The following is an 11,090-nucleotide window of genomic DNA, read 5'->3' as shown; positions in this document are numbered from 1 at the left end:
GGAATGCCCTTGGCCTGGAGAAACGAGTGGAAGCCCATGACGCCGAGGCCAACGGAGCGCTCGCGCAGGGCGGCGTAGCGGGCACGCTTCATTCCGTCCGGCGCCACCGTGATGAAGTGGGTGAGCACGTTGTCGAGGAAGCGCATGACGTCCTCGATGAAGCCGGGCTCCTTATTCCACTGGTCCCAGGTCTCGAGGTTGAGCGACGACAGGCAGCACACCGCGGTGCGCTCCTCGCCGCGATGATCGATGCCGGTCGGCAGCGTAATCTCGCTGCACAGGTTGGAGGTCGAGACCTTGAGGCCGAGCTCGCGCTGGTGCTTGGGGAGCGCGCGGTTTACGGTGTCGATGAACAAGAGATAAGGCTCGCCGGTCTGCAGCCGGTTCTCAAGGATGCGTTGCCACAGCTGGCGGGCATCGATCTCGCGGACGACCTCGTTAGTCTTCGGGCTGCGCAGAGAGACTGCGGTGCCGACGCCTACGGCACGCATGAACTCGTCGGTGACGTTGATGCCGTGATGCAGGTTGAGGCTCTTGCGGTTGAAGTCGCCGGACGCCTTGCGGATCTCGAGGAACTCCTCGATCTCGGGATGGTGGATATCGAGATAGACCGCCGCCGAGCCGCGCCGCAACGAGCCCTGGCTGATCGCCAGCGTCAGGCCGTCCATAACGTGGATGAACGGGATGATGCCCGACGTGACGCCGCCCCTCACCTTCTCGCCGATCGAGCGAACATTGCCCCAGTAGGTGCCGATGCCGCCGCCGTTGGCAGCAAGCCAGACGTTCTCGTTCCAGGTGCCGACGATGCCTTCGAGCGAGTCCGACACCGAGTTAAGGAAGCACGAGATCGGCAAGCCGCGCGTGGTGCCGCCGTTGGAGAGCACCGGTGTGGCCGGCATGAACCACAGCCGAGACATCGCATCATACAGACGTTGGGCATGCGCAACATCGTCCGCGAAGGCGCAAGACACCCGGGCGAACATGTCCTGGAGGCTTTCGCCGGCGAGCAGATAACGGTCGGTCAGCGTCAGCTTGCCGAACGACGTCAACAGGTCGTCGCGCGACCGATCGAGCGTGAGGTCAGACGGCTTTGGCGGTGGCGCGAGGGGCCTCGGCAGCGGAGCCGGCGATGGCTGCACAAGACACAGTTCAGGCGTGGTAGGCTTTGCCTGCGCTGGCCGCGGCCGCACACTCGGCAGCTTAATGAGATGACCGTGCTGATCGAAATCGTAAGACGGCGACATCGGCAACCCCGCGATGTTTGGGGCTGGGGCCGCGCGGATGACTTGCGAGAGACCGGGCAAATGTCCCCGGCTGCAAGCGACCCACCGGGGCACCCCGCCCGAGGACGTTCGTGCTGTCGCGGCAGGTCTCCTGGCTCGCGGGTCGCTGCGGCTGTCGGCCTTCCCAGCGCTGTCGCGCCAGTGACCATGATGACAACCGCTCGCCGCTTACAGTTGCAGGGGCAGCCTCGGAATATTGCCGGCGCAGCGGGTTCCCTCTTGGCTTCCGTCCACTAGATGCGGGGTGCAAGGCGCGTAACAACGCTACATGTAGACCCATCCATAGACGACCGGCATGCCGACCGCTCGGGACCATCTTAATCGCCGGCATCGCTTCCACAGGAAGTGAGCAGCTATGCCGTTTGGTTGTTTTTCCGGTTTCGCTTAAGCCTGCGCATAGTTGCGGAATGCTGGCAGGGCGTCGCGTTGGGAGGAGAATGGCTTCGTTCTCGAGGTCTTGACCCTGCGCCCGAAGAAACTCGCGCGCTGCGCAGCGGCTCATGAAGCTGTCGAAATCCGCCGGCACGCCGCCAGCGTGATAATCACGGAGGAGCTCCGTTTATACGGCGCTGCGGGGGCGAAGATGGGCTTTGACGTCGAACATCACCAGCACAAACTCCCAACAACCAGGGCGCGCAAGCTTGGCTCGCTGATGCGCTCGCCCCGCATCGCCGGCATAACCGCTAAGACCACGCCGACAACGCTGAGAGATTGATCCGCAATCTCGCGCGGCGACTCGACCCGCAATGGCCCGGCGTAGCGGCGAGCATCCTCGAAGGTTTCGATGAAGTCCTGACTGTCGCAGGTTGGAGCTTCGTCGATCGCTCGCCTGTGCCAACATGGCGGAGAACATGATGAGCACCATTCGCCGCGCCACACGCAACGTCAAACGCCGGCGGGATGCTGGTATGGCCTTGCGATGGCTTGCGGCCGGCATGATCGAGGCCAACAAGGGCTTCCGACGATTGAAGGCGCACAAGCAATTGTTGGTTCCCCGTCCGGTTCAAGCTCACCACGATCACATGACGTGACGACGACGTCCGGATACACCTTGTTCGAAGTGTCCCGGCCGTCGCAGCGCTTCGTTCACGTGCATGCCGATCCGAACGAGCTCGGCCGTGTCTATCAAGCCGATCTCCTGGTCAACGCTGGCATGATCGCAGCTCCGTCGTCAATCCATTGAAGGCGCGCCCAGCTACGCAGCCGAATTGAACTCGCTCCTCTTGGCCCGCTCAGCCGCTGCGCGGCTGGCCGCAATCGCCATCCAATCGCGCAGCAATCAACCCCGTTGCCCACGTTACGAGGCCGGTTCATTCTGGCAATGTCGGCCGACCTAGTCATCTGGAACGCAAGTTCGTCACATTATAGGAGAATAAGGAGCGCTCGGCAGTCTGGAGGAGAGCGCTTGTGGCGAACGCAGGTATAAGATGCCGGCCGATCGCGCCATTGGTGTTGAGTCAGCAAGAGCGCGCGTGCTGGACAGGCAAGTTCGTCGTCATTGTGTTGCCCGGCCGCTATCTGAGCGATGCCGCGCGATCCTGCGATGTGCGGCTGGCTTGCCAAGCAAGTCTGTGGCTGCCGAACTGGGCATCCATGTACACACCGTTGGCAAGTGGCGCCGCCGATTCTTGAAGGACCCCTGTGATGGCCTGCTTGACGGGCCCGCCCTGGCCGCCCTCGAACCATCGACGACGATCAGGTTGCTGAGGTAATCGAGCGGACATTGCGTACGACGCCGCCCGATGCGACGCACTGGTCGATTCGCTCGATGGCTGCGGAAACTGGCTTTTCTCACACCACGATCCGCCGGATGTGGACGGCGTTCGGCTTGCAGCCGCACCGCAGCCAGACATTTAGTTTGGGGCGGCGCTCTCGCTTGGGCACGAGCAACCGCGGTTAACACATGCTAAACAAGATCGAACAGCGAGCGCTGCCAGATACGGTAGGTGACCGGTACGGTATAGAGATCTATCAGTTCGCCCGAAAACTGGCCCTGAAATTCGATATCGAATCAATTTGCTTGGGGCTTCGGCGCTTCCCGGCCTTCGGGCGTGATGCGCGCTGAGACTTTCGAAGGAACTGCACACGAACCGAACCATCGCAATTCTTCTCGTGCTCGGTGTACGGCGACAGGGCCAAGATACCGCAAGACGCTTCCGAACTGCGTCACAGCTGCGCGGAGTGGTTGTCGAAATCTAACGACGCGCCGCGTGTGTGCTTCGCCGCACTTGAGAGTATGGAGCGCGTGGCGCGCAACCCGGCCGTTCGTACTGACGACGACGAGACGCGAAAGGCACGCGTCGCGCTGTCCTACATCGATTGCGATGGCGATTTCCGTACAGAATGGTCGCCTGGGCCTCTATATCGACGGACGCTTCGTCTCCGACAACATCTCGGGAACGTACCTTGGGGCTATTCACGTGTGGGGTGGAGAGGAAATGCGCTACAGGCTGGTGTTTGATGACGATCTATCACACGCGACGCTTGGGGCCACAAGCGGCGGAGCGGGCCACGCCAAGTGCCGCCCGTCGCCCCGCGGCTAGGGTTGCCATCGCGGCGCGTCTCAATCACGATCAGCCCGGGCTGAGAATCGCGCGGGTGAGTGCGACATCAACAATCCGGACTCCTAGGCGTCGTGCGCCTTGACGTGGGAAAAAGGGCCAGACGCTCGTGTCTCGTGTCTACAACAGCGACTTTGTTGCGCGCAATTTCGTACAGCAGCTTCCCGAGAGTCTCACCCTCGGCGAGCCGCGATGGCAGCAAGCCTCGATCGTGCTGCAAGTCGGCATGAAGAGGAAGCCAACGCCGCCTTCTTGCGCCTGGAATTCGGCATCCCGGCCCTCCTAGCCGCGCGATCTTGAGCACATAGTGCGAGAGCGCGCTTCCTCGAGAGCGATCGTCGCCACGCCTGTCTTTCACCAAATGATCAAGAAGCCTGATTTCGGGATCTGTCGGCGCCGTTTGCGGTATGGCATTCGGCGAGGAACGATTGAGCATCGTCATCCAGAAGACGCGCCAGCTCACACTGCAGAAAACCGCGATCAGATTGACCAGACGCCTGCCCGATCGGATCGGAAGATTGGTGAGGAGCTTCCACTCGATCCGCTTCGGCCTTCCCCGCTCTTGAACATGGATCATGGTCAAAGTGAGTGCGGGACATTTCTTCTGCTTGACGACCGGCGGCAGAATTCGAAGCTTGCGGAAACGAATTTCGAGAAGCGCTTCATCCGGATCGCCTTTGTCGTCCTTGACTTTGATCCGATGTAGGCCTTTGATCGAAACCTCGTCCATTTCGTCGGCAATTGTATGATTGCCGTCCTCGGCCAGCCGATCAACACAGGTTCGCACCAGGAAAAGCGTTCCAACCTCTTCGGCCAGGCAAAACAGCACATAGACGTCATTCTCGCGATCACCAATATGAACGCATCGTCCAGGGGCAGCGAGAAGATCGGTCGATTGCGATAAATTCTCCAGCCAGCGGATGCTCTCCTTCTGCTCGATCGGAACCGTGTCGGATTGATCTTACGCTTCAGCACCGTCGTCCCCTTCAACTTCTTGCCTGTCCAGAACCTGATTGCCGCAAGGCCGAGCGGAAGTCCATCGATCGTCACGGCGACGCTCGAATGCATCAGTATGTCGCACTGGTTTCTCGCGCTTGAAGCTGAATTCTGTCGTGTCATGGAGGACGAGGATCGGTCCCTCCGTCGCCGTTACGCGCTCGCGCGTCGCCTCGATGACCGCAAAGAATATCCGCCTCGTTGACCCATTCGTTGGAGAAGAAGCAATAGGCGGCCTCCGTATTGGCCCAGTCCTGACAAACCAGCGGGATGCTTGGACACCATGTCGTTCCGGATTTGTGCATGCAATTTGTAGAACCGGCGGCCAAGCCGCTCAGCCTTACATCCCGCAGCTCCCGATCAAGCCACGTCTCTATACCGGTCGTCAATGCTGAGCACGCGTCTCCGCGCGTTCTTTCACCAGCCCATTGAGCACCCCGCGCCTCCGAATCAGGTGTTGAACAACGAATCACAACAGATTCTGCCGATCCAAGATTTCGCCCGCGGAGCTTCGTTCAAATCGGACATCAAATGTGGGTAATTGAAGGGGTATGATGGGGTTAGAAGGCCGTACGGCGTTACGCTAGGCGGTGAGAAGGACCTGCGCGATCGACAGCGGCAGCCTACGTCCCGCTGAGCTTTGCACCGGGCGAAAGCCTACCAGTTCAGCTGGAGCCACGAGTTGGTCCTGTTGAGCGGCACCACGGTCATAGTGAAGGTCGCGCACGTCCGGCTCTGCCACAGCCGTATGCTGTTCGTGCGGAGCCTATCTCTGAGAGGCGCGGGAGATGGTGTTCGACGCGCACGACCGGGCGTGCGCCCTGTTCAAGGGCACCTGCAGCCGCGGCATCTACGACAATATGAAGACCGCGGTCGAGACGATCTTTGTCGGCAAGGATCGTCGCTACAATCGCCGGTTCCTGCAGGTGTGCAGCTACTACCTGGTCGATCCGGTTGCCTGCACGCCAGCCCTGGGCTGGAAGACGGGGCACGTCGAGAACCAGGTTGGGCTGGTCAGGGAACGGTTCTTCACGCCGAGGCTGCGGTTCACGCCTGGCTGCTGGATAGGTGCATCGCCTACGCCAAGGCATATCGCCATCCAGAGCTGACCGATCAGAAGATCGGGGACGTGTTTTAAAGCCAGCGTCCCAAGCTCGTGCCCTATGCGGCAGGTTCGACGGTTTCCATGCGGTGCTGGCGTCGGTCGCCAAGACATCTCTGGTGGCTTCGATAACAACAAATACTCAGCCGCAGCCAGCGCCGTCGGCCGTCCGGTCGCCGACCGGATCGTGATCCGTCAGGATGGAAGGATCGTTGCCGAGCACCCACGATCCTTCGGACCCGGGGTCTCGCCTTCGGCGAATGGTCCAGCGTGTTCGGCGACGCCAAGATGATCAGCGCTGCTCGAGGCTTGACCCATCGCCGCCGCAACGACGGCGAAGACTGGCGATCGACATGGAGCGCTATATCGATCGCAGCGGGTCGCCAAAGCCACGGGCAGCCGTACAGGCTCGTACGTTCGGTGACCTCATCGATCTTCATATCGAAGATATGCATGAGGTGGCCGCGCTCCCCGCCTTTCCAAAGCGGCCGTTTTGGCGGCAAGGAGTCTTTGGGAACGGTGAAGCTGCCCCAGCTCAACCGTGAACGACTGATCGAATTCGGCAGAAAGCGAGCGAAGGAAGGCGCCGGACCTGCCACACTGGCAATTGACATGTCGTTCATCAGAACCATCGCAACCCATGCAGCAGCGGTTCGCGGCATTGAAGTATCGGCCGAAGAGGTTCGCTTAGCGCGCTTTGCGTTGAAGCACTTGGGTCTTGTCGGAAAATCGGATGAGCGAGACCGACGACCAACCCAAGATGAACTTGATGAGCTCATTGAGTACTTTGAAAGCAACCCTCGGCAAGTCATTCCAATGGGCCGCATTGTTCCCTACGCCGTCGCGACAACGATGCGCCAAGAGGAGATTTGTCGACCCGACTGGCCGGACGTGGATATGAAAAAGCGGATTCTCATTATCCGCGACCGCAAGGACCCACGGGAGAAGGACGGCAATGATCAGAAGGTGCCGCTTTTCAACCTACGGCCGTCGATTGCACTTCATTGCACCGGGAAAGCCGATGCAGAACGGCTTCATCGAGAGTTTTTAACGGCCGGGTGCGCGATGAACTGCTCAACGAGACCCTGTTCTTCGATCTGGATGACGCCTGTGCGAAGATCGCTGCCTGGGTCGCCGATGATAACCTCCGGCCCCACACTTCCCTGAAATACCTGACCCTAGCGGCCTATGCTGCCCACCTCACCGCAACGGACGATCGGCTCCGCAACCCCGACCAGCTCCGCCGATCGTCCGTTGCTCCACCCGCACCACTTGGCGTACAAAACTCCGAGACTCAACCGCTGCTGGATGAAAATTCAGTGGCAGGTCACCGCGAGACCATCTACGGCGCCTCTGTATGCGCCTCAGCGGAGCGCACAACATCTCAATCTTTCGGATCGATGTCTTCGCACGAAAACCCGATCGCGATTCCCGTTAGAGGGCCAGCTTGATGCAGGTAAGTGCCGTCGAACCCCGCCACCTGCTCCAGCTTTTCCTGCTGGAGAAGCCGAAAATTGGCACGGTTGACCGCCAGAAGGCCGGCGCCCCGCACATCCTGCAGCACTCTATTGACATGCACCGCCGAGAATCCAAGGCAGTCACCCAGCAGCGATTGCGTGATAGGAAGCTCAAATCCGCCGTCTTTGGCCAGGCCTACAGCCTCAAGCCTCCGGTAAAGTTCGAGAAACAGGTGCGTCATCCTCGCGGCCGCCGATCTGCGGCCGACGTTGACGATTCATTCCCGGAAGATGGCTGCGTCGATCAACGTTTCCCGCCAAAGAGCCGCTGCCACGTTCGGGCGCTCTCGGTTCAATTGCCGTAATGCGTCATGCGGGATGACCCCAGTGATGCACGGTGTAAGAGTGATCAGGTCATGATCCATGACCTTGAGATGGAGGCTCTGCAGGTCGGGAATTTCACCCGGAATATGCAGCGATACCACTTGCCGGTGCCCATCGAACGCGTTTTCGAGCGAAAGGCAAAACCTTCCGTCAGGACGCAGCATTCTGCGGGACGATCACCGTCGGCAACGATGACCTGCAGCGCCTCGAGATTTCGAGTTCGGATCGGCAAATTTTGAAGCGCCCGGATGTCATCGCCATCCAACGAATTCGACACCGTCAGCTTTGTGGTGAGGGTTCTCGCTAAAAGTCCCGTCATCGGCTTCTCCTATGACGCCTGACACGTCTCCGCGGGTATCGAACCAAGGCGGCCTTACTCTGCCAGCTTTGTTTCGATGTACGCGTTCACGATCTCGGCGAAGGAGCGGCGATCCCCGACCACGGCATTAGCCTGGGCCAGAATGTCTTGCCGAAGAAGCCGAAGGCCACTCTTGCGGGCCCTCGGCAGGGTGGCATCCCAGTATTCGTTAATGGCCCTCTCAGCCAATGGAACGCCGTTCAGATTGCCTTTAGCGATCAACCTGCGCAGGATTCCTAAGCAAGTTTCCAAGTGGGGCATCGATCGAAGACTCATTGGTTTTTCAAGTCTCTCGGTGTCCTCGGCGAGCTTTTGCCATTCGTCAGCGAAGAACTGCCAGCACTCCTTCTCGATCCGGCTCTTCGCTCGCTCAGCCCGCGCGCGACAATCCTCCGCCTTGGCACGGTAGCAGGCTGAATTGCTTCGACTCATATTCCGCCCCAGGTCGTGTACCCCGGCGCGGCCATCTGCACTCCGCGCCGGGGGGTGCCCCCTCTCAGCCGACCGGGACGAGCCAACGAAGTCGATCAGCAAAGAGGTCGCACATCAGAAAAGTACGCAAAGCAGTTTCTGCAAGTCTGGGCTGCTCCGGGTGCGCCGGCGTCTCAGTGAACCTGTGGACGCCTGAGAGCGGCACCTTCGTCAGGTTCACTCCTGCAGGCGTTTTCGATTGAGGCGAGCACCAGTAGCTGGGCCAGCCTCAGCATTCATCAGAGCGCCGCAGCAGTTGCCGATCGGACCAGCCGTCTTTGCAGCTTGCTGCCGACATTGCTCGGCTCGCGCGCGGAGACTTTCTGCATGATCAGCCATGGCACCTCGTACCCTTGATGGCCCGAAGGCCACTTAGTCTAATAGCAACATAGCACAGGGAGTTCAGTGTCGCGTTGATCTGGATCACTCGCGCGAGCAGCTTTTTCGGTTTCGTGAAGCAGGTCATATCGCTTAGCTTGGGCATGTCGGAGAGTGCCCTTAGCGGAGGGCCAAAACCATGGCTGAACCTGCGAAGCGCATACCGGACTGGTTGACGACCGACGTCCTGGTAATCGTGGTCGGGCTGCGGTAATCGGGATCGCTCCTTAGCCGCGCCCCTCACCATCCGCGACAGGATCCACAGCAAGGATGAGGAAGCGGGTGAGCGACCAGCGGCGTGGGCGCAGACGCGCATGGCGCCGGCGGATCCAGGCGGGGAGGCTACTTTCGTCGGCGCCGTGTTCGCTTTCTGGGGCCCAAATTCGATCCGGTTAGCGGCTTCGCATTCGCTGCTACTCGCCGTCGATGCCGACGAACTATTTCATCTCCCGAAGCTCCAGACATCAGCCTTGTGCCGGCTTCGACGGCCGCATCTATCTTTTCGCTGATCATGCCTTCGGATTCGCGCCGGGCCCCTTTGCCGCCGAACATCAGCTTCATCAACCGCAGCGCAATCACATGATGCGCCTCAACCGCCAGCATCGTCAGAGAATTGAACCTTTGCCCCTTAAATCGCCGCATTGCCAACTCTCGCTGCTAGACCGTCGACCCGCTGAGAATTCGCGCGACCTCTGTTGGGCTCCGGTACTGACGCCGCGGTGACTGCCTAGCATATGAGCCTCAGTCGGAAGGCACGAGATGGCCACTGGCGCTCCCCTTCCAAATGCCAACACATGACCGCCACCCGAGGAACAAAGCCCAACCGCGAATCCAGCGCAAACATGTCGCAGCCTGGCACTTATCCATATTTGAGATTTGGAGCCCCAATGTCGAGTGAGAATGGGAATAAGCCGATCGGAAAATCCGGCCAGCGCAACCGAAACACAGAACGGCGGGGGCGCAAAAAGGCCCGGCGGAGCAAGGAAGCCGACGCACATCGAGTCCCCGAGCCGACGCCTGTGGCGGACCAATCGGAGGGCGCCCAAGAACAAATCAATGAACCTGCGCAGATAGGCAAGAAGATCAAAGTCGACGAGCCGAACAGCACATTGGCCGCACCGGCTCAAGGCGCGCCGGTTGAGGCTTCCGGGAGTGATACCTTCCCTGCGGTTTCGGCCGTGCGCGTCGCCTTCGGTGTTGTAACGATCGCCGACGCCTATAACGACTACACCCGGAAATCGCTGAAACAAACCTTGAGCCTCCTGGAGAAGCTTGCGGCCCTCCCCTCGCTCGACAGGGTGATTGAGCTGGAGACGGAATTTGCGAAGGAGGCTTTCGAGACACTTATGACCGACTCGCTGAAAATTCGCAAACTCCACGGCGAATTGACCAGGCAGAGCATTCTGGGCTTCTAGACTAGGGGTTCGTCGCCAGGATCACTAGACCATACCGGACTCGGCGATCTCGGCCACTCCTTCTGTTGAGACGAACCGGTGCGGCGAATGCCGCAGACTCACCGGGGCATCATAAAACTTTCATTTGAAACGACTGGCTAGTTTTGGCTTGATGCAGGCTCTCCGCCGCCAGCAAATCACTAGAGAGTGCGCGAAGTGCCCGTTGCAGCAAGTCGGCCGCTCCCAATGCGCTTGCCCGCGCATGAATCTGGCCATGGTGTTGGCACTGCCCCACGGGCCGATCGCCTCGCGCCGGATTCAAGGACGCGCGTGGCTGAGGCAACGGCCGTCAGTGCGCGCAGCTGCCGGTAAGCGCTCTGGGTCTGGGAAGCGACTATCCGCCCGACCGCTGCGGCTGGGGGCGCAGAGGTAGCCACCAGAGGCGCCGTGTCGCCTCCGGGAGGGGCATCACCGTGGGGGCGAACGAGATTGGAGAACGTTTGGCGTATTGCGCGCAAGCTGGCTGAGGCGATCGGTTGACTTGCCCGACTTCTGCGAGACGATGCTGGGGGAACGTGCATGCGGCAAGCTTGCAGCCAGAATCGTCCGCTTGCCCATCCATGCAAGCTGCTACGGCGCTTACCTACGGCCAGACACGCAGCAGAAATTGTCCGTTGGTGCCGGCGCGGCGTTCTTCAACCAACAG

Annotated in this window: 8 protein-coding genes, 6 pseudogenes and 1 riboswitch; of the genes and pseudogenes, 8 read left to right on the top strand and 6 right to left on the bottom strand. The window is 60.3% G+C overall.

What is annotated here, in order from left to right; translation table 11 throughout:
- The coding region (locus I6F35_RS35870) for a ribonucleoside-diphosphate reductase subunit alpha (RefSeq protein ID WP_225122343.1) at positions 1 to 1,244 on the bottom strand (1,244 nt) is incomplete at its 3' end.
- A 102-nt stretch (positions 1,245 to 1,346) separates the two neighbouring features.
- Positions 1,347 to 1,556, bottom strand: a riboswitch (cobalamin riboswitch).
- A 22-nt stretch (positions 1,557 to 1,578) separates the two neighbouring features.
- Here I6F35_RS35870 and I6F35_RS35865 point away from each other — a divergent pair.
- From I6F35_RS35865 to I6F35_RS35850, 4 genes and pseudogenes are all read left to right on the top strand, one after another.
- A pseudogene (locus I6F35_RS35865) lies at positions 1,579 to 1,899 on the top strand (IS6 family transposase); the annotation flags it as partial.
- A gap of 71 nt (positions 1,900 to 1,970) precedes the next feature.
- A pseudogene (locus I6F35_RS35860) lies at positions 1,971 to 2,314 on the top strand (IS256 family transposase); the annotation flags it as partial.
- On the top strand, positions 2,311 to 2,466 hold the full coding sequence (locus I6F35_RS35855) for a hypothetical protein (protein WP_225122342.1): 156 nt from the start codon (positions 2,311 to 2,313) through the stop codon (positions 2,464 to 2,466). The pseudogene I6F35_RS35860 and the gene I6F35_RS35855, both read left to right, overlap by 4 nt.
- Positions 2,467 to 2,690: 224 nt before the next feature.
- A pseudogene (locus I6F35_RS35850) lies at positions 2,691 to 3,138 on the top strand (helix-turn-helix domain-containing protein); the annotation flags it as partial.
- A gap of 755 nt (positions 3,139 to 3,893) precedes the next feature.
- On the opposite strand, the gene I6F35_RS35845 reads toward I6F35_RS35850, so the two are convergent.
- The gene (locus I6F35_RS35845; protein ID WP_225122341.1) at positions 3,894 to 4,673 is read right to left on the bottom strand and encodes a hypothetical protein; all 780 of its coding nucleotides are present in this window, start codon (positions 4,671 to 4,673) and stop codon (positions 3,894 to 3,896) included.
- 286 nt (positions 4,674 to 4,959) lie between these two features.
- On the bottom strand, positions 4,960 to 5,145 hold the full coding sequence (locus I6F35_RS35840; protein ID WP_225122347.1) for a transposase: 186 nt from the start codon (positions 5,143 to 5,145) through the stop codon (positions 4,960 to 4,962).
- A gap of 262 nt (positions 5,146 to 5,407) precedes the next feature.
- Between I6F35_RS35840 and I6F35_RS35835 the strand changes: the two are divergent.
- From I6F35_RS35835 to I6F35_RS35830, 3 pseudogenes are all read left to right on the top strand, one after another.
- Positions 5,408 to 6,186, top strand: a pseudogene (locus I6F35_RS35835) (IS21 family transposase); the annotation flags it as partial.
- 44 nt (positions 6,187 to 6,230) lie between these two features.
- Positions 6,231 to 6,962: pseudogene (locus tag I6F35_RS40675) on the top strand (hypothetical protein); the annotation flags it as partial.
- A pseudogene (locus I6F35_RS35830) lies at positions 6,940 to 7,144 on the top strand (transposase); the annotation flags it as partial. The pseudogenes I6F35_RS40675 and I6F35_RS35830, both read left to right, overlap by 23 nt.
- A 182-nt stretch (positions 7,145 to 7,326) precedes the next feature.
- Here I6F35_RS35830 and I6F35_RS35825 read toward each other — a convergent pair.
- The 3 genes from I6F35_RS35825 to I6F35_RS35815 form a co-directional block, all read right to left on the bottom strand.
- A complete protein-coding gene (locus I6F35_RS35825) occupies positions 7,327 to 7,641 on the bottom strand; it encodes a helix-turn-helix domain-containing protein (protein ID WP_225122340.1) in 315 nt (104 codons plus the stop codon).
- 167 nt (positions 7,642 to 7,808) lie between these two features.
- Positions 7,809 to 8,102, bottom strand: a complete 294-nt coding sequence (locus I6F35_RS35820; protein ID WP_225122339.1) for a hypothetical protein — start codon at positions 8,100 to 8,102, stop codon at positions 7,809 to 7,811.
- A 54-nt stretch (positions 8,103 to 8,156) separates the two neighbouring features.
- Positions 8,157 to 8,573 (bottom strand): hypothetical protein, encoded by a 417-nt coding sequence (locus I6F35_RS35815; protein ID WP_225122338.1) that lies wholly within the window; start codon positions 8,571 to 8,573, stop codon positions 8,157 to 8,159.
- Between the two features lie 1,304 nt (positions 8,574 to 9,877).
- Between I6F35_RS35815 and I6F35_RS35810 the strand changes: the two genes are divergently transcribed.
- Positions 9,878 to 10,405 (top strand): phasin family protein, encoded by a 528-nt coding sequence (locus tag I6F35_RS35810; RefSeq protein WP_225122337.1) that lies wholly within the window; start codon positions 9,878 to 9,880, stop codon positions 10,403 to 10,405.
- The last annotated feature ends 685 nt before the right edge of the window (positions 10,406 to 11,090 follow it).

The organism is Bradyrhizobium sp. BRP22 (genome assembly GCF_020194175.1).
Lineage (GTDB): Bacteria > Pseudomonadota > Alphaproteobacteria > Rhizobiales > Xanthobacteraceae > Bradyrhizobium.
The sequence above is the reverse complement of the archived record's forward strand: the minus strand, read 5'-3'. Positions and strand labels throughout refer to the sequence as shown.

Bases quoted from the DNA above. Each gene is read 5' to 3' on its own strand.
- I6F35_RS35840 (WP_225122347.1), bottom strand. From the start codon at position 5,145: ATGCACAAATCCGGAACGACATGGTGTCCAAGCATCCCGCTGGTTTGT.
- I6F35_RS35810 (WP_225122337.1), top strand. From the start codon at position 9,878: ATGTCGAGTGAGAATGGGAATAAGCCGATCGGAAAATCCGGCCAGCGC.
- I6F35_RS35815 (WP_225122338.1), bottom strand. From the start codon at position 8,573: ATGAGTCGAAGCAATTCAGCCTGCTACCGTGCCAAGGCGGAGGATTGT.
- I6F35_RS35820 (WP_225122339.1), bottom strand. From the start codon at position 8,102: ATGACGGGACTTTTAGCGAGAACCCTCACCACAAAGCTGACGGTGTCG.
- I6F35_RS35825 (WP_225122340.1), bottom strand. From the start codon at position 7,641: ATGACGCACCTGTTTCTCGAACTTTACCGGAGGCTTGAGGCTGTAGGC.